Below are 16,266 nucleotides of genomic sequence, written 5' to 3'. Positions count from 1 at the left end.
TGAGATGAGCCTGTCTGCCCACGACCTGCTGGTGCGCCACGGCGATCGCCGCGTGCTCGACGTGCCCTTCGTGCAACTGCAAGCCGGCCTGGTGCACGCCGTGCTCGGCCCCAATGGCGCGGGCAAGTCCACCTTCATGCACGCCCTTTGCGGGCTGGAAGGCGGCAGCGCCAGGCGCGTGCACCTGAACGGCCGGCTGCTGTCCGAATGGGACACGGTCGAGCTCGCCCGCCACCGCGCCTTGCTCTCTCAAGAGCTTCAGGTGCCTTTTGACTTCAGCGTGCGTGACATCGTGCGCATGGGCCGCCACCCGCATGCCCATTGCCCGCATCCGCTCGAAGGCGAGCTGGTCGAGCAATGCCTGGACACCGTCGGTGCCCTGCACCTGATCGACCGCCTGCACGCGGGCCTGTCTGGCGGCGAAAAGGCGCGTGTGCAGCTGGCACGCGTGCTGGCCCAGGTCACGCCGCACCCAGATGACAACACGCCCCGCTGGCTGATGCTGGATGAACCCACCGCCGCGCTCGACCTGGCCCACCAGCACAGCGTGATGAGGCTGATGCGTCAGCTGGCAGCACAGGGACACGGCGTGCTCGTCGTGCTGCACGACCTCAACCTGGCCGAGGCCTACGCCGACCAGGCCCTGGTGCTGCGCGACGGCCGACTCGACACCATGGGGCGCTGCGACGAGGTGCTGCAACCCACGCTGATCCAGCGCATTTGGGGCGTGCTGTGCGAACGCCTGCCCCGCCCCGGTCAGCCTGGCAGCTGGCTGGCGCTGTCCGCCATGGCCTCGGCCGTGACGGATTGAGCACGATCGCCTCTCCCTTCACCTCAATGCCCACAAAACTCGCCAGGGCTTGCTCGGCCTGTGTAAACTTCGCAGGTCCGAAGGGGGAGTAGCTCTCCGCTCACCCGGTTGGTGTCGACCCGTCAGTACGGCGGGGGCCGCAATGGTCCCTGACCCGGGTGACACGGCAGGCCGCCAGGCCCGCCTCGCAAGACCTTTCGGTGCACAGGCGCGCGGCCCTCGTCCAGGGCCGCGTGATGTTTGTTCACCGGAGTCAACTGCATGTTCAGCACCGTTCCCACCTGGCTGTGGGTCATCTTTGTCGCCATCGTCATCGTGGCGCTCTTCGTCGACTTCGTCGTCCTGAAAAAACAGGGCGCCCACGAGGTCACCGTCCCCGAAGCCATCAAGTGGTCCGCCATCTGGGTGGCCTTGTCGTTCGCCTTCAACGGCCTGCTGTGGTGGGCCTACCAGCAAGAGCTGGGCACGGCGGTGGCCAACACCAAGGCGCTCGAGTTCCTCACAGGCTACCTCATCGAGAAGTCGCTGGCGGTGGACAACATCTTCGTCTTCCTGATGATCTTCACGTACTTCGCGGTGCCCCCGGCCTACCAGAAGCGCGTGCTGATGATCGGCATCATCGGCGCCATCGTGCTGCGCACGGTGATGATCCTGGTGGGCGGCTGGCTGATCAGCCAGTTCCACTGGATCCTCTACGTCTTCGGCGCATTCCTGTTCTTCACCGGCGTCAAGATGTGGTGGGCGGCTGACAAGGAGCCCGACCTCGAAGGCAACCCGGCCCTGAAGTTCCTGCGCAAGGTCATGCCCGTGAGCAAGAACTTCGACGGCGAGAACTTCTGGACCGTGCAGAACGGCGTGAAGGTCGCCACCCCGCTGCTGCTGGTCGTCGCCCTGGTGGGCTTCACCGACGTGATCTTCGCGGTCGACTCCATCCCCGCCATCTACGCCATCACGTCCGACCCCTTCATCGTGCTGACGTCGAACATCTTCGCCATCCTGGGCCTGCGTGCGATGTACTTCCTGCTCGCTGCCATGGCCGCCAAGTTCCACCTGCTGAGCTACGGCCTGGCCGTGATCCTGGTGTTCATCGGCACGAAGATGATGCTGATCGACATCTACAAGATCCCGGTGATGGTGTCGCTGGGTGTGGTGATCGGCATCCTGGCCATCACGATGATCTGGAGCGTCAAGACCGCGCCCAAGATCGGCGCCAGCAAGACCGCCGGCTGACACCAGCGCGTTGCGCCAGCGGCCTCGGCCGCGACAAGGGCTCCCTGCGGGGAGCCCTTTTTCGTGGGCGCGGCACACAGCCTCGCCCCGTGCTTGCGAGCCCCGTTCCCGTCATGCCCATGAGCGCTTCATGGCATCTTGCTAATGCGAATGATTATCGTTAATATGGCTACGCGTTTGTCGCACAGACCTTGTCTGACAAGCCGGCGGGACCTGAGGCCTGCCGGGCAGACCGTGGTGGGGATGTCGCCTGATTGGCTGTGGGGGCCGAGAAGGTGGCAGACAGGGTCTGGCGGCAAACGCTTTTTTGTTTGAACCACAGAAAAGGACAGGCGCGGCTTCGGGAGAGGTCGCGCCTGTTTCGCTTTCAGTCCCCTTCTTGTGCTCGCCTGACCAACAGGCGCCGAACCCCGCGTTCTGGTGGCTGCCAGCAACACCCCCTAACAATGCTATCGCGAATTGTTATCATTTAGATTATTGAGTGCGCCATCGCACCTGCCACAACAACCATGTCAGTTGCCCGCCCAAGCAGGCATCGCCCTTTCCGGAGCCGTCCATGTCCCGATCGTCCCCCCCCCTCCAAACCAGCCGCAGCTCGCCCCGTGGTGATGCCGCTGGGCGCCCTCGCCGCAGGCATGGGGTTGAGCCTGTTGAGCTCGGTCTCGGTGGCTCAGAACCAGGGCGCACCCACGCCGGAAGCCACGCTGCCAGCCGTTTCTGTGACGGGCAAGGCAGACCCCAAGCCCGAAGCCAAAAGCACCTACCAGGCCACCACCACCACCATCGGCAAGGGCAAGCAAGCCCTGCGCGACATCCCGCAATCGATCACGGTGGTCACCGAAAAGCTGATCGTTGACCGCAACCTCGACACGATGAAAGATGTGCTTCGCCAGACTGCGGGCATCACCTTCATGGCAGCCGAGGGCGGCGAGGAAGACATCCGCCTGCGCGGCTTCTCGCTGCAGCAAACCGGCGACATCTTCCTGGACGGCGTTCGCGACCCGGCCATCTACGACCGCGACACCTTCAACCTCGACCGGCTCGAGCTGCTGCGCGGCTCCGCCTCGATGCTGTTCGGGCGCGGCTCCACCGGAGGCGCCGTCAACCAGGTCACCAAGACCCCCTTCCTGGAAAAGTCCAACGAGGTCTCGCTCACGGCGGGCAGCCACTCCTACGTGCGCGGCACCGGAGACTTCAACATCGTGACCGGTGAGGACTCGGCCTTGCGCATCAACGCCATGCGCACCACCGCCAACAACAACGGTGCGGGCTCCAGCATCGACAAAGAAGGCCTGGCCCTGGCCTACCGTGCAGGCATCGGCAAGAAGGTCGAACACCTGGTGAGCCTGTACTACATCAACAACGACAACGGCATCAACTACGGCCTGCCCTGGATCAAGCCCAGCGCCAGCCAGTCCGCCGCCTACAACACGGTCAACGACAAGCTGGACCCGGCCCGCTACTACGGCACGGCCAGCGACTTTGCGCAGAGCCAAGGCAAGGTGCTGAGCTACACCAACACGCTGAAGCTGGGCGGAGGCTCGGAGCTCAAGAGCGTGATCCGCCGAGGTGAATTCGAACGCGACCAGCGCGCCAGCACGATCCGGTTCCCCAACGGGTCGGGGACGGACCTGGGCAATTTCAGCAACAACACGGTGTTCACCCGCGGCAGCGTGTTGAAGATCCAGAAGGTCGACGTGCTGCAGGCACAGAGCGACTACACCGGCAAGCACCAGATCCTGGGCCTGAAGAACGAGATCACCACCGGCGTGGACTTCTCGCGCGAGAAGCGCCAGGTGACGGCCGCACCGAACGGCAACAACGGTGGCATCACCCTCGGCAAGCCGAACATCACCGCGGGCAACCCGGACGATGGCGCCTGGATCGACGAGAGCCGCCGCATCCTGCGTCGCGGCAACGAATTCACCGCCGAAGGCCTGGGCGTCTACGTGCAGGACCTCGTCCACATCGCGCCGATGTGGAAGCTGCTGGGCGGCCTGCGCTACGACTACTTCAACGGCAACTACACCGTCTACAACACCAGCAACGCCGCGAACCTGCCAAGCGCCAAGTACAAGCAGAGCATCGACAAGCTCAGCAAGCGCCTGGGCGTCCTGTTCCAGCCTAATGCCCTGCAGTCGTATCACTTCTCTTACGGCACCTCGTTCAACACCTCGGGCGACACCTATTCGTACTCGCCCCTGAGCGTCAACGTGCCGCCAGAGTCCAGCCAGAACCTCGAATTGGGCGCCAAGCTCGACTCCGAAGATGGCCGCATGAGCACCCGACTGGCCCTGTTCCGCGCCACCAAGCTTCATGAGCGCAACACCGACGTCGACAGCGCCGCCACGCAGTTCGAACTCTCCGGCAAGCGCCACGCCATGGGCTTTGACATGGACATCACCGGCCAGATCACCGACGAATGGGAAATCTACGGCTCCTACACCTGGATCCCTGAAGCAGAAGTGGACGAGAAGTCCGCCACGTCCTTCGGCAACCGCAAGGGCGACCGCCCTGGCCTGACGCCTCGCCACAGCGGCACCATCTGGAACACCTACAAGTTCCTGCCCAAGTGGCGCGCCGGTCTGGGCGTGAACTTCCGCACCAAGCAATCGCCGGCAGACGTCGGCACGGCCAACGGCGGACAACAGTTCTATGCGCCGGGCTACGGCACCGTGGACCTGATGGCCGAATACACACCCAGCCAGGCCTATTCGATCAAGGCCAACGTCACCAACATCGCCAACAAGCTCTACGCCGATCAGGTCTATCGTGGCCACTACGTGCCGGGTGCAGGTCGACTGGTGCAAGTCACGCTGACAGCGAAGTTCTGAGCCACATCGCCATGCTGCTGCACATCCCTCAGGTCCTCACGCCTGAAGAGCTGCGACAAGCCCGCGAGGTCCTGGCCGATGCACCCTGGGTGCTCGGTCAGGTCACCGCCGGGCGCCAAGCCGCCCTGGTCAAAGACAACGAGCAACTGGCGCAGCAAGGTGAACACGCCAAGCGCCTGCGGGCCCTGATCCTGCCGGCGCTGGACCGCAACACGCTGTTCTTCTCCGCCGCGCTGCCGCGGCGCATCGTTCCACCGCTGTTCAACCGATACGGGGGCACTCACACCCAATACGGCAACCACGTCGACAACGCCATCCGCGTCAACAACGAAATCGGTCAACGCGTGCGCACCGACATCTCGGCCACCTTGTTCCTGGCCGAGCCACACGAATACGATGGCGGCGACCTCGTGATCGAAGACACCTACGGTGAAAAGCGCGTCAAGCTCGCCGCAGGCGACATGGTCATCTACCCTGGTACCAGCGTGCACCGCGTCGAGCCTGTGACGAAAGGCCACCGCCTTGCCAGCTTCTTCTGGGTCGAGAGCATGGTTCGCAGCGATGAACAGCGCCGCCTGTTGTTCGACCTCGACACCAACCTGACCAAATTGCGCGAACAACACGATCACGATGACGCTCTGGTCGCGCTCACTGGCACGTATCACAACCTCTTGCGAATGTGGGCCGACGTCTGAGCCCCGACACACCATGCAATTCCGTCAAACCCTCCAGATGATCTGCCTTTGCCTCGGCATGGGCCTGGCCAACCAGGTCGCCATGGCCCATGGTGACTTCAAGTGCAACGAACCCAGCAAGGAATGGAAACTGCGCGAAGACCTTTCCGACAAACTCCAGGCGGATGGCTGGGACGTGCGCAAAATCAAGATCGACAACGGCTGCTACGAGGTCTACGGCTTTGACGGCAAAGGCAAGCGCCGCGAGGCCTACTTCAACCCGAGAACGCTGGAGCTGATCGGCGACGCCGGCCAGAAATGACCCGCGTCTGGGACCCCCTCGTGCGCACGCTGCACTGGACCTTGCTTGGTGCGATCACCATCGCCTGGACCAGCACGCTGCACATGGGTGTGCCAGGCAGCTGGCACGAGACGGCCGGCTTTGTCGCCATGGCTTGCGTGGCGCTGCGTCTGCTGTGGGGCTTCGTCGGCCCCCGACACGCCCGCTTCGCCTCTTTCATCAGAGGCGCCCGATCAACCTGGTCCTACGCCAGCCAGGTGGTGCGCGGTCAGGCGCCTCGGCACATCGGTCACAACCCCTTGGGGGCCTGGATGGTGCTCAGCCTGCTGCTGACCGTGGCCAGCCTGACTTTCGTGGGCTGGCTGCAGACCACCGATCGTTACTGGGGCTCCGAAACGTTGGAGGTCGTGCACACCACGCTGGCCTGGGCCCTGCTGCCACTGATCGGGCTGCATGTGGTGGGTGTGTTGCTGACCAGCGTGCATCAGCGCGAGAATCTCGTGCATTCGATGATCCATGGCCGCAAGCGACCTCCCGCTGAAGGCGACATCGATTGAGCTCGCCTGCCCATGCAAACCCCATCCCCTGACCTGCACGCCATCCCGCCCGACGTTTTCAGCCTCGCCGATTACGAACGGCATGCTTCGCACAACATGCCGGCCGGCGCCTGGGCTTACCTGCAAGGTGGTGCCGCGGACGAGCACACGCTGCAGGCCAACGCACGCGCTTGGCAAGCCATCTCACTCGTGCCGCGTGTGCTCAGGCGCACAGCTGGTGGCCACACGCGAACCGAGCTATTCGGCCGTACCATGGCCCACCCTCTCATGCTGGCGCCGATCGCCTACCAGCTGCTTGCACACCCCGAAGGTGAAATCGGCTCGGCGCTGGCGGCAGCCGCCCAGGAGGCTGGCTACGTCTTGAGCACCCAATCGAGCACCGCCCTTGAAGACATCGCCGACGCGACCGCTCTCGATCACCTGCGCGGCCCCTTGTGGATGCAGCTCTATCTTCAGCCCGACCGCGAGTTCACTCGGCTGCTGATCAAGCGCGCGGAGGCGGCTGGCTACGAAGCCCTGGTGCTCACCGTTGATGCCCCCACCAGCGGCGTTCGCGACCGCGAGAGGCGCGCAGGCTTTCGGCTGCCTGAAGGCGTCTCGGCCGTCAACCTGCGGGGCATGAGCACCCCACCGTCACCAACGCTGTCGCCGGAGCAAAGCGCGCTCTTTGATGGCTTGCTGCACCACGCCCCCACCTGGGACGACATCGCCTGGCTCAAACAGGTGACCCGACTGCCCATCCTTCTCAAAGGCGTGCTTCACCCGGATGACGCTCGCCTCGCGGTCCAGGCAGGTGTGCAAGGCATCATCGTCTCCAACCATGGGGGGCGCACCCTGGACACCACGATCACCACGGCCAGGGCCTTGCCGCCCATCGTGGAGGCCGTCGGACCCGGCGTGCCTGTCTTGGTGGATGGCGGCATCCGACGCGGCACCGACGTCCTCAAAGCCCTGGCGCTGGGCGCGCGAGCCGTGCTGATCGGCCGACCTGCGGTTCACGCGCTGGCCACGGCCGGTGCCCTGGGTGTGGCGCACGCCATCCGCTTGTTGCGCGACGAACTCGAGGCCGCCATGGCCCTGACCGGCTGCGCCACGCTGGCCGACATCGGCCCGGCGCTGCTCGCCGATGATTGAGCGAGGCGCCGTCCTCAACTCGCCCGCAACTTCGCCGGCCCCTTCTTGCGCCCCAGCCCCGCCTGCTTGGCGATGTACTTGACGAACACCCACAGCGGCATCTCGCCCGGCTTGGGCGGCTCACCACGGCCAATGCGCTTGAGCTGGCCCGTGTACCAGACCACCTCCATCATGCCCATCTTGTCGATGTAGCCGATGCCGGTCTTGAGCGGGCGCACCTGGTGGCGCGTCTGCTGACCAGACAGCAGGCGGTTGGGTGCATCGGGCTCGATCGCCAGCACCCGCGCCACGCCGACAAAGTCCACCGACCCCGAGGTGATGGCGTCGGCCATGCCCTGCAGCGAACGGAAGCCACCGGTGACCACCAGGGGTGTCTTGACGGCCTTGCGCGCTTTCTCGGCGAACTCCAGGAAGTAGGCCTCGCGCTGCTTCGTGCTCGCCTTCGCCGGCTCGGCCTTGTTCTTCACGCCTGTCATGGCCGGGGCCTCATAAGTGCCACCGGAAATTTCAATCAGGTCGATGCCGGCATCCGACAAGGCGCGGATGGTGTCGAGCGACTCTTCTTCGGTGAAGCCACCGCGCTGGAAGTCGGCCGAGTTCAGCTTGATGCCGATCGGAAAGCCGGGGCCCACCTTCTCGCGCATGGCGGCCAGCACGCTCAGCACGAAGCGACGGCGCTTCTCGGGCGTGCCGCCCCAGTCGTCGGTGCGGCGGTTGTGGTGCGGCGACAGGAACTGGCTGACCAGGTAGCCGTGCGCACCGTGGATCTGCACGCCCGTGAAGCCCGCGCGCTTGACCAGTTCGGCCGCGCGCGCAAAGCGCTCGATGACCTCCTTGATTTCGGCCTCGGTCATCTCACGCGGGGTCGGAAAGAACGCCTGCATCTCGGCGCGGAAGGGCACGGCCGATGGCGCGATGTTCTCTTTGTTCAGGCCCTTGGGCGCCTGCTTGCCGGGGTGGTTGAGCTGCACCCAGCATTGCGTGCCATTGCGCGTGGCCGCCTGCGCCCAGGCCGTGAGCTCGGCCAGGAAGCGATCGCTTTCGATGACGACGTTGCCCGGCTCGCCCAAGGCGCGGCGGTCCACCATCACGTTGCCGGTGATGCACAAGCCGATGCCGCCATCGGCCCATGCACCATAGAGGCGCACGAGTTCCGGCGTCGCAGCACCTTCACGGGTGCCCAGCGCTTCGCTCATCGCGGACTTGAAAAGGCGGTTCTTGACCACGGCCCCGGCGGGCAGGGTGAAGGGTTGGGCCAACACGGCTTGAGGCGACATCCACAGCTCCATCAAAGCAGACACAAGCGGGCATTGGACACCAAAGCACCCTCACCTTGCACGGCACTTGGTGTCAGCCCTCATGCAGATGGCGCCAACACAGGGCCTTGCGCGATGCCATCGGGCGACATCCCCTCACAAAAGGTCTTGCAAGGCCATGGTTTTGCGCTAGAGAAAGCAGTACCATGCGTGCTGTCGGTTGACGCGAGACGTTCGGGACACATCGAACGCCCACAACCGCATCAGATCTGACTGACTTCTGGAGTGAATTCACATGGCAACTGCGAAGAAAGCCCCGGCCACCAAGGCCGCGGCCACCAAGGCCCCTGCAGCCAAGAAGGCCGCTGCCAAGCGCGCCCCCAACGCGGCTTTCGCCAAGCCGCTGACCCCCAGCCCCGTGCTGGCCGCCGTGATCGGCGCCGCACCGGCACCTCGCACCGAGGTGACCAAGAAAATCTGGGAGTACATCAAGAAGCACAACCTGCAGGACGCCGCCAACAAGCGCAACATCAACGCCGACGACAAATTGAAGCCCATCTTCAAGAAGCCGCAGGTCACGATGTTCGAGCTGACCAAGCTCGTGAGCGAACACCTGAGCTGATGCTCACGTCCCGAGCCTGCTGTTGACGAACAGCAAGCCACAGGACCTCGACAGCCCGGCCTTTGTGCCGGGCTTTTTCATGGCCGGGCCTCTCCTTTGCTGCCGGGCTCAGGCAAAGGCTCGGGGCGGGATGCCGCCGAGCCCCGCGCTCATTCCCACCAGGGGTAAAACGGCGGCATCTCCGAGGCCTTACCCTTGAACTGGGCAGGCCGCTTGTCGAGGAAGGCCTGCACGCCTTCCTTGCCGTCGCCAATGCTGGTGTAGAACATCGCCAGCGAATCGACCTCGTGCGCGGCCAGCGGGTGCGGCTGCGCCGAGTTGCGGTACATCATCTGGCGCGTCAGCGCGATGCCCACGGCCGAGCGCTCCGACGCGATGCGCCGCGCGATCTTCATCGCTTCTTCCAGCAACTGCTCAGGCGGCACCACGCACTTGACCAGCCCGCCCCGTTGGGCCTCGTGGCCATCGAAGATGTCGGCCATGTAGGTCCACTCCAGCGCTTGCGAGATGCCCACGATGCGCGGCAGGAACCAGCTCGAGCAGGCCTCGGGCACGATGCCGATGCGCCCGAACACGAAGCCGATGCGCGCCTTCTCTGACGCGATGCGGATGTCCATGGGCAGCGTCATGGTGGCGCCAATGCCCACGGCCGCGCCGTTGATGGCGCCGATCACCGGCTTCTTGCAGTTGAAGATGGACAGCACCACGCGCCCGCCCGTGTCGCGCACACCCTCGTGGATGGCCTTGTCCGTCAGGCGCTCGCGCATGTCGGCCAGCGTGGGCTGCTGAGACTCGTCGAGGCCGAAGACGTTGCCGCCCACGCTGAGGTCCATGCCGGCACAAAACGCCTTGCCAGCCCCGGTGACGACGATGGCGCGCACGGCGTCGTCGTCGCTGGCACGGGTGAAGGCATCGACCAGCTCGTTGGCCATCTCGACCGTGAAGGCGTTGAGTTGCTCGGGGCGATTGAGGGTCAGCAGCAGCACGCCGTCGTCACCGACGGCGTAACTCAGGGTCTGGTAGCTCATGGTTGTCTCGCTCTGTGTGGGTCTGGGGGTGTCGGAACGCGGCTCAGCATAACGCAGCGTGTCCGTCAGATCCGACACGGGCGGGAGCTGCTTTGCATCAACCTCGGGTCAGTCCGGAGGGGGCAGCATGCCCATTCGCGCCTACGATGCCTGCGCCGCGCCACCCGTGCCGGCTCGATGGCGTCCAACAGGCGCCTTGTTTGTTCACATCCCGACTGGAGATCCCCATGTGGAAGATTGTTGTGGCCTTCGTGGCTTTCGCGGCCCTCGCGATGTTCGTGCTGATGAAAAGCGGCGGTGACATCGACATGAGCGGAGAAAAGCACGGCATCGATGCCGGCCACACCGAAGAAGCGCACGGCAGTGCACCCGCGCCCGCCGCCAGCCTGCCCGCCAGCGAAGCCGCGCCGGTGGCTGCTGCCGCGTCTGAAGCCGCCAGCGGCGCTTCGCAGTGAGGTGAAAAGGGCCCAGGTCGCATCGCGCGGCCGGCCCTCGCATCAACCCAGGTGAGTGAGGCCCGTGTGGCCTCGCTCCTGAGCCAGCCACTGCAGCACCGGGATGGTGCCGGGCAGCACCGGCTGAGCCTGCACCGGCAGCGACTGCCACGCCATCTGCTGGCCCTCGCGCATCTCGAATTCTCCCTCCCACGCAAACACCTTGCAGAAGTGCAGGCGCACGCGTGCGTGGGGGTAGTCCATCAGCTCGACCTTCCAGGGCTCGGCTGCCGCGATGGTGATGCCGATTTCTTCGTGCAGTTCGCGGCGCAGCGCCTGCTCCACCGTCTCACCCTGCTCCAACTTGCCGCCCGGGAATTCCCAGTGGCCCGCGTAGACCTTGCCCTGCGGACGCGAGGTCAACAGGAAGCGGCCTTCGTGCCCGCTCTCATCGCGCTCGATGAGCACGCCCACGGCCACGTCCACCGGCACGCGGTCGGTCGCGTCCATCACGTGATAGGACTTGCGCTCAGACATGACCTGCCTCGCCTTGCCCGGCCACGCGGCCAGCGTGGTCGCGTGCGAACTGCTGCGCCACGCGACCCGAGCGTGAACCGCGCTCAATGGCCCACACCAGCGCTTCAGGACGGGCGGCCTCAATGGCCTCGTCGTTCAGGCCCAGGTGCCGCAACCACTGCGCCACGATGGCCAGGTACTCGTCCTGGCTGAACGGGTAGAAGCTGACCCACAGTCCGAAACGCTCGGACAGCGAGATTTTTTCTTCCACCACCTCGCCGGGGTGCAGCTCGCCATCGTCGCCACGCGAGTAGCTTTTGTTGTCCGAGTGGTACTCGGGCAGCAGGTGCCGGCGGTTGGAGGTGGCAACCACCAGCACGTTGTCGCCGTGCGCAGCCACGGTGCCGTCGAGCACCGACTTCAGCGCCTTGTAGCCGGGCTCCCCCTCATCGAAGCTGAGGTCATCGCAGAAGATGATGAAGCGCTCGGGGCGCTCGCTCACCAGCTCGACCAGATCGGGCAGGTCCACCAGGTCGGCCTTGTCGACCTCGATGAGACACAAGCCTTGCGATGCGTGTGCGTGCAAGCCCGCCTTGACCAGCGAGGACTTGCCCGTGCCACGCGCACCCGACAGCAGCACGTTGTTGGCGGTGCGGCCCGCCACGAACTGCGCGAGGTTGCGCGCGAAACGGCCTTTCTGCGTGTCGACCTCTTTGAGGTCATCGTAGGCAATGGGGTCCAACCTCGCGATGGGGTCCAGCGAGCGCTGCCCTGCAGCACGACGCCGATAACGCCAAGCCACGGCGGCCGACCAGTCGGGGGCGGCCAGGTGCGGGCTGAGCCAGTTGTCCAGCAGGTCCAGCGTGCGCTCGGCACGCCGCAGGAAGGAAGGCAGATCGGGGGCTTGCATGGGAGCGGAGTTTACGCGGCAGCACTTGGCCCGCATGGCGAACGGGCTTCGAACGACGCAGGTTCGTCAACCCTGATCCGATCAGACCTCAAGCCCAGGCCAACTGGCACGCAGGGGTGTCATCGCACATCCATAGAGTGCGTCCATCGTCATCGCCCCACCTGCCGGAACTTCGACATGCATCGCATCGCTCCATCACTTGCTGCCCTGGCCCTGGGGGCCACCCTGTCGGCAACCGCCCAGGCATCGGTCATCGTCACCCAAGCTGCCGAGTTGACGATCGTTGGCGTGCAGCCCGTTTCACCGGCCTTTGACGGCTGGAGCGTCTCTGGCGATGCATCGGCACCCAGCGACACCATCTTGCTGCTGACCACCGCTTTCGATGCTTCGGACGACATCGCTGGCTCGGCCGTGGTGGGCAGCGGAGCGATCGCGGCGCAACAGCCACGTGGCGTGGAAGAGCTGGCCGGGCTGAACATCGGTGCACTCGACACCAGCGCCGATGGCGCGCTGCTTCAGGCGCTGGAAGGCTCGGTCGCATCGCGCACCGTGTCGGTCCGCGCGGGCGACACGCTGAGCTTTCGCTGGCAGCTGTTGAGCAACGAAGACCCGGTTGCAGGCCTGCCCGACCTGGCGTTCGCCACCATCGGTGGTCGCTTGTTCGAGCTGGGCACGCCCCGCATCGCCGACCTGCAGGGCTTTGGCGGCTTTCAGCATGGCAGCGGCTGGCTCACCTTCACGCACACCTTCGCCGATGACGCCGGGCCGCTGGCGCTCAACCACATCGAGTTGGCCGTGGGCGTGGTCGATCGCGGCGACACGTCAACCTCGACGGCCCTGGCCATCCAGGGCGTGACGGTGACGCCCGTGCCCGAACCCACGACGTGGGGACTGGGGTTGTCGGGCCTGATCGCCTGTGGCGCACTGGGATGGCTTCGACGTCGCGCTCGAGGCTGAGGCACGTCACCCCTGGCCACCCACTCGGGCGGGCCAGCGCGCCTTCAGGCCAGCCGGTCATCCCCCCTGGAGCAGGATCCGCAAGGTCGCATCCAGGTGCTCGGTGGGTTGACGTTGAAAGCCTGTGCGTGCATGGCGGTGCAGTCGCCCGAGCACCAGGCTGATGGCCGCTGAAGCCAGGGCTTGCGCGTCCACCGTCGGCGTTGGCGAACCCCGAGACTCAGCCAGCTTGCGGGCGGGCTGGCGCAAGGTCGACTCCAATCGATCGAAAAGCTGGTTCATGCGCGCGTGCAGCCGCTCGTGCTCATGCACCAGCGCATCGCCCACCATGACCCGGCCCATGCCCGGGTTCTTCTCGGCGAACTGCAGCACCGCCGCGACGATGCGAGCGATCTGCGAAGCTGGATCGGCTTCGCGCTCGATGACCTGGTTGGCCAGCGTGAACAGGCTGTCTTCGATGAAGCCGATGAGGCCCTCGAACATCTGCGCCTTGCTGGCGAAGTGACGGTAGAGCGCGGCCTCGCTGACATCGAGCTTGGCGGCCAGGGCTGCGGTGGTGACGCGTTCGCTGGCGGGTGACTCGAGCATGGCCGCCAGGGCCTGCAGGATCTGGATGCGGCGCTCGCCCGGCTTGGGGCGCGTGCGCTTGGTTGCCGCTGCTGCGGCTGCGGGGTCGGCAACGAGATCCGGGGCTTGTGGTGTCGTCATGTCCAGGCGTGCAGCGACCGCAGTGACCTGATTCTGGCACACACCCAACTGGGCTTGCCATGCAACGCCAGGCCGGCTTCTGGCCCGTGCGGGTTGTCCTTGAGGTAGTGCTGCATCCAGACCGTGCGCATGCGCAGGCGGCGCGCGCTGCGCAGGTTGGCCACGGTGTCTTCGACCAGCACGCAGCGGTGCGACGGCAGCTTCAGGCGCGCCAGCACCACGCGCAGGCTGCGCGCATCGGGCTTGGGGCGCAGCTCGCCGAAAACGCGCATGCCTTCGATGGACACCACGGCCTCAAAGCAGTCACTCAGGTCAAGCGCGGTCAGCACGCGCTTGGCGTACTCGGCTGGCGCGTTGGTCAGCAGGATCTTGCGCCCGCGCAGGCGCTTGAGCGCAGCGCGGTGCGAAGGCGGCATGTGCAGGTCGCGCTCCAGGCCGGGCAGCGTGTGCGTCTGGGCCAGGAAATGCGCGGCGCGGATGCCGTGGTGCCGCTCCAGGCCCATCAGCGTGGCCCCGTAGCGCCGCCAGTAATGCAGGCGCAGGGCGTCGGCCTCTTCGCGGCTGACCTGGAGTTCGGCCTCGATGTAGTCCGTCATCGCGCCATTGAGGCGCCAGAAAACGGCCCGGCTGGCGTCGTGCAGCGTGTTGTCGAGGTCGAACAGCCAGATCGGAGGGTCCTGCCGCCGGGCTGCCCCAAGGTCGGCCGCCTCCCCCTCGGGGGGCTGCGAAGGCGCGCAGCGACGAGCTGGGGGGCGCACGTTGCGGTCAGTGGCTGCGGATCATGGTGCCGTAGGCCTGATCGGTCAGGATCTCCAGCAGCATGGCGTGGGGCACGCGGCCATCGACGATGTGCACGGCGTTGACACCGCTCTTGGCCGCGTCGATGGCACCTTCGATCTTGGGAATCATGCCGCCGCTGATGGTGCCGTCCTCGATCAGCTCGTCGATCTGGCGGGCGGTCAGGTCGGTCAGCAGCGCACCTTGCTTGTCGAGCACGCCCTTGATGTTGGTCAGCAGCACCAGTTTCTCGGCATTGAGCACTTGGGCCAGCTTGGAGGCCACCAGGTCGGCGTTGATGTTGTAGCTCTCGTTCTTGGAGCCGAAACCGATCGGGCTGATGACGGGGATGAACTGGTCGTCCTGCAGGGCCTTGACCACGCTGGGGTCGATCGACTCGATCTCGCCGACCTGGCCCACGTCGTGTTCCTTGCTGGGGTCGGCCAGGTCGAGCAGCTTGAGCTTGCGCGCGCGGATCAGCCCGCCATCGCGACCGGTCAGGCCCACGGCCTTGCCACCGGCGGCGTTGATCAGGCCGACGATGTCTTGTTGCACCTCACCGGCAAGCACCCACTCCACCACTTCCATGGTCTCTTCGTCGGTCACGCGCATGCCCTGGATGAACTGGCCTTTCTTGCCGACCTTGTTCAGCGCGGCGTCGATCTGGGGGCCGCCACCGTGCACCACCACCGGGTTCAGGCCCACGAGCTTGAGCAGCACCACGTCTTCGGCGAAGTCGGCCTGCAGCTCGGGGTCGGTCATGGCGTTGCCGCCGTACTTGATGACGATGGTCTTGCCGTGAAAGCGCCGGATGTAGGGCAGCGCCTGAGCCAGGATTTCTGCCTTGTCACGCGGTGCGATGTGGGCAACGGGATCGGCATCGGCCGGAGCGGGAGAGTGGGGCATGGCAGGCGGGGTGTGGGTAGAAAGGAGCGCGAAGGGGTGCGCCAGGCTTCTGGCAGGCTGCATTCTAAAAGAGCAGCCGCTACACTTCACCGCATGACCCGATTCTGGCGTGTCGCATTGCTGACCCTGCTCATCGCCCTGCTGCCCCTGCGCGGCTGGGCTTGGCGGTCATGCCCATGCCGGTGCCGGATCACGATGCCCGCATCGCGTCCGGCCAGGCCACCCCGCACGCCCTGCACAGCGCTCACGCACCTGCTGCCGCCTCGTTTGAGCAATCAGCCGAACACTCGGCGCCCTGCCATGGCCCCCAAGCCTCGGTTGACCCGGACCAGGGAAGCGCCGGCCACACCCCCACACCCACCCACACCTGCTCCCTGTGCGACCTCTGCCACGCCGGTGTCATGTCGCCACCAAGCTGGGCTTGGTTTCACGATGCGCCACCGGTTTCGCCGCCCAGCTGGGCCGTGAACACGCCCCACGGCCGCGACGACATCGACGGCCTGTTCCGTCCACCTCGGGCCTGATCTCCCCCTGACACCCCTCGCCTGCGCACCATGCGCCGGCACAGGGCCTTGCCAACGAGATCCGTCGCCATGAACTGGCCGACGCAC

At 65.7% G+C, this 16,266-nt stretch carries 17 protein-coding genes; 10 read left to right on the top strand and 7 right to left on the bottom strand.

What is annotated here, in order from left to right; all coding sequences use genetic code 11:
• The first annotated feature begins 4 nt into the window (after window positions 1–4).
• From ABG80_RS15040 to ABG80_RS15010, 7 genes are all read left to right on the top strand, one after another.
• On the top strand, window positions 5–811 hold the full coding sequence (locus tag ABG80_RS15040) for a heme ABC transporter ATP-binding protein (RefSeq protein ID WP_058088435.1): 807 nt from the start codon (window positions 5–7) through the stop codon (window positions 809–811).
• A 261-nt stretch (window positions 812–1,072) separates the two neighbouring features.
• On the top strand, window positions 1,073–2,041 hold the full coding sequence (locus tag ABG80_RS15035; protein ID WP_058088434.1) for a TerC family protein: 969 nt from the start codon (window positions 1,073–1,075) through the stop codon (window positions 2,039–2,041).
• Window positions 2,042–2,649: 608 nt separating this feature from the next.
• On the top strand, window positions 2,650–4,875 hold the full coding sequence (locus tag ABG80_RS15030; RefSeq protein ID WP_058088433.1) for a TonB-dependent receptor: 2,226 nt from the start codon (window positions 2,650–2,652) through the stop codon (window positions 4,873–4,875).
• An 11-nt stretch (window positions 4,876–4,886) separates the two neighbouring features.
• Window positions 4,887–5,570: a Fe2+-dependent dioxygenase gene (locus ABG80_RS15025; protein ID WP_058088432.1), complete on the top strand. Its 684-nt coding sequence runs from the start codon at window positions 4,887–4,889 to the stop codon at window positions 5,568–5,570.
• A 13-nt stretch (window positions 5,571–5,583) separates the two neighbouring features.
• Entirely contained in the window at window positions 5,584–5,871 is a 288-nt protein-coding gene (locus ABG80_RS15020) for a PepSY domain-containing protein (protein ID WP_160322561.1), read from the top strand.
• Window positions 5,868–6,407, top strand: a complete 540-nt coding sequence (locus tag ABG80_RS15015; RefSeq protein ID WP_058088431.1) for a cytochrome b/b6 domain-containing protein — start codon at window positions 5,868–5,870, stop codon at window positions 6,405–6,407. The genes ABG80_RS15020 and ABG80_RS15015 overlap by 4 nt, the downstream gene beginning before the upstream one ends.
• 12 nt (window positions 6,408–6,419) lie before the next feature.
• Window positions 6,420–7,541, top strand: coding sequence for an alpha-hydroxy acid oxidase (locus ABG80_RS15010; protein WP_058088430.1), 1,122 nt, complete (start codon window positions 6,420–6,422; stop codon window positions 7,539–7,541).
• A 14-nt stretch (window positions 7,542–7,555) separates the two neighbouring features.
• Here the strand turns inward: ABG80_RS15010 and ABG80_RS15005 are convergent, their stop codons facing one another.
• Window positions 7,556–8,818, bottom strand: coding sequence for an NADH:flavin oxidoreductase/NADH oxidase family protein (locus ABG80_RS15005; RefSeq protein ID WP_058088645.1), 1,263 nt, complete (start codon window positions 8,816–8,818; stop codon window positions 7,556–7,558).
• Between the two features lie 274 nt (window positions 8,819–9,092).
• Here ABG80_RS15005 and ABG80_RS15000 point away from each other — a divergent pair, with 274 nt between their 5' ends.
• Window positions 9,093–9,419, top strand: a complete 327-nt coding sequence (locus tag ABG80_RS15000; protein WP_058088429.1) for an SWIB/MDM2 domain-containing protein — start codon at window positions 9,093–9,095, stop codon at window positions 9,417–9,419.
• A 149-nt stretch (window positions 9,420–9,568) separates the two neighbouring features.
• Here ABG80_RS15000 and ABG80_RS14995 read toward each other — a convergent pair whose 3' ends face one another.
• On the bottom strand, window positions 9,569–10,447 hold the full coding sequence (locus ABG80_RS14995) for a crotonase/enoyl-CoA hydratase family protein (RefSeq protein ID WP_058088428.1): 879 nt from the start codon (window positions 10,445–10,447) through the stop codon (window positions 9,569–9,571).
• Between the two features lie 227 nt (window positions 10,448–10,674).
• Between ABG80_RS14995 and ABG80_RS14990 the strand changes: the two genes are divergently transcribed.
• The gene (locus tag ABG80_RS14990; RefSeq protein ID WP_058088427.1) at window positions 10,675–10,902 is read left to right on the top strand and encodes a hypothetical protein; all 228 of its coding nucleotides are present in this window, start codon (window positions 10,675–10,677) and stop codon (window positions 10,900–10,902) included.
• Between the two features lie 42 nt (window positions 10,903–10,944).
• Here ABG80_RS14990 and ABG80_RS14985 read toward each other — a convergent pair whose 3' ends face one another.
• Window positions 10,945–11,418 (bottom strand): NUDIX domain-containing protein, encoded by a 474-nt coding sequence (locus tag ABG80_RS14985; protein ID WP_058088426.1) that lies wholly within the window; start codon window positions 11,416–11,418, stop codon window positions 10,945–10,947.
• On the bottom strand, window positions 11,411–12,307 hold the full coding sequence (locus ABG80_RS14980; RefSeq protein WP_058088425.1) for an ATP-binding protein: 897 nt from the start codon (window positions 12,305–12,307) through the stop codon (window positions 11,411–11,413). Before ABG80_RS14980 ends, ABG80_RS14985 begins: the two co-directional genes overlap by 8 nt.
• Before the next feature lie 177 nt (window positions 12,308–12,484).
• Here ABG80_RS14980 and ABG80_RS14975 point away from each other — a divergent pair, with 177 nt between their 5' ends.
• Window positions 12,485–13,264, top strand: coding sequence for a PEP-CTERM sorting domain-containing protein (locus tag ABG80_RS14975; RefSeq protein ID WP_058088424.1), 780 nt, complete (start codon window positions 12,485–12,487; stop codon window positions 13,262–13,264).
• A gap of 57 nt (window positions 13,265–13,321) precedes the next feature.
• Here ABG80_RS14975 and slmA read toward each other — a convergent pair whose 3' ends face one another.
• Genes slmA through argB form a run of 3 tightly spaced genes read right to left on the bottom strand, consistent with a single transcriptional unit; the run spans window position 13,322 to window position 15,655 of the window.
• The gene (gene slmA, locus ABG80_RS14970) at window positions 13,322–13,972 is read right to left on the bottom strand and encodes a nucleoid occlusion factor SlmA (protein WP_058088423.1); all 651 of its coding nucleotides are present in this window, start codon (window positions 13,970–13,972) and stop codon (window positions 13,322–13,324) included.
• Window positions 13,969–14,730 carry a pyrimidine 5'-nucleotidase gene (locus ABG80_RS14965; RefSeq protein ID WP_235513877.1) on the bottom strand — a complete coding sequence of 254 codons (762 nt, stop codon included), beginning with the start codon at window positions 14,728–14,730 and terminating at the stop codon, window positions 13,969–13,971. The genes slmA and ABG80_RS14965 overlap by 4 nt, the downstream gene beginning before the upstream one ends.
• Window positions 14,731–14,737: 7 nt before the next feature.
• On the bottom strand, window positions 14,738–15,655 hold the full coding sequence (gene argB / locus ABG80_RS14960) for an acetylglutamate kinase (RefSeq protein WP_058088422.1): 918 nt from the start codon (window positions 15,653–15,655) through the stop codon (window positions 14,738–14,740).
• Between the last annotated feature and the right edge of the window lie 611 nt (window positions 15,656–16,266).

Source organism: Aquabacterium parvum (genome assembly GCF_001447195.1).
GTDB classification, from domain to species: domain Bacteria; phylum Pseudomonadota; class Gammaproteobacteria; order Burkholderiales; family Burkholderiaceae_C; genus Aquabacterium; species Aquabacterium parvum.
This window is presented reverse-complemented; position numbering and strand designations above follow the sequence as displayed.

Bases quoted from the DNA above. Each gene is read 5' to 3' on its own strand.
- ABG80_RS15035 (WP_058088434.1), top strand. From the start codon at position 1,073: ATGTTCAGCACCGTTCCCACCTGGCTGTGGGTCATCTTTGTCGCCATC.
- ABG80_RS15040 (WP_058088435.1), top strand. From the start codon at position 5: ATGAGCCTGTCTGCCCACGACCTGCTGGTGCGCCACGGCGATCGCCGC.
- argB (WP_058088422.1), bottom strand. From the start codon at position 15,655: ATGCCCCACTCTCCCGCTCCGGCCGATGCCGATCCCGTTGCCCACATC.
- ABG80_RS15025 (WP_058088432.1), top strand. From the start codon at position 4,887: ATGCTGCTGCACATCCCTCAGGTCCTCACGCCTGAAGAGCTGCGACAA.
- ABG80_RS14995 (WP_058088428.1), bottom strand. From the start codon at position 10,447: ATGAGCTACCAGACCCTGAGTTACGCCGTCGGTGACGACGGCGTGCTG.
- ABG80_RS14990 (WP_058088427.1), top strand. From the start codon at position 10,675: ATGTGGAAGATTGTTGTGGCCTTCGTGGCTTTCGCGGCCCTCGCGATG.
- ABG80_RS15010 (WP_058088430.1), top strand. From the start codon at position 6,420: ATGCAAACCCCATCCCCTGACCTGCACGCCATCCCGCCCGACGTTTTC.
- ABG80_RS14980 (WP_058088425.1), bottom strand. From the start codon at position 12,307: ATGCAAGCCCCCGATCTGCCTTCCTTCCTGCGGCGTGCCGAGCGCACG.
- ABG80_RS15030 (WP_058088433.1), top strand. From the start codon at position 2,650: ATGCCGCTGGGCGCCCTCGCCGCAGGCATGGGGTTGAGCCTGTTGAGC.
- ABG80_RS14975 (WP_058088424.1), top strand. From the start codon at position 12,485: ATGCATCGCATCGCTCCATCACTTGCTGCCCTGGCCCTGGGGGCCACC.
- ABG80_RS15005 (WP_058088645.1), bottom strand. From the start codon at position 8,818: ATGTCGCCTCAAGCCGTGTTGGCCCAACCCTTCACCCTGCCCGCCGGG.
- slmA (WP_058088423.1), bottom strand. From the start codon at position 13,972: ATGACGACACCACAAGCCCCGGATCTCGTTGCCGACCCCGCAGCCGCA.
- ABG80_RS15020 (WP_160322561.1), top strand. From the start codon at position 5,584: ATGCAATTCCGTCAAACCCTCCAGATGATCTGCCTTTGCCTCGGCATG.
- ABG80_RS14985 (WP_058088426.1), bottom strand. From the start codon at position 11,418: ATGTCTGAGCGCAAGTCCTATCACGTGATGGACGCGACCGACCGCGTG.
- ABG80_RS15015 (WP_058088431.1), top strand. From the start codon at position 5,868: ATGACCCGCGTCTGGGACCCCCTCGTGCGCACGCTGCACTGGACCTTG.
- ABG80_RS15000 (WP_058088429.1), top strand. From the start codon at position 9,093: ATGGCAACTGCGAAGAAAGCCCCGGCCACCAAGGCCGCGGCCACCAAG.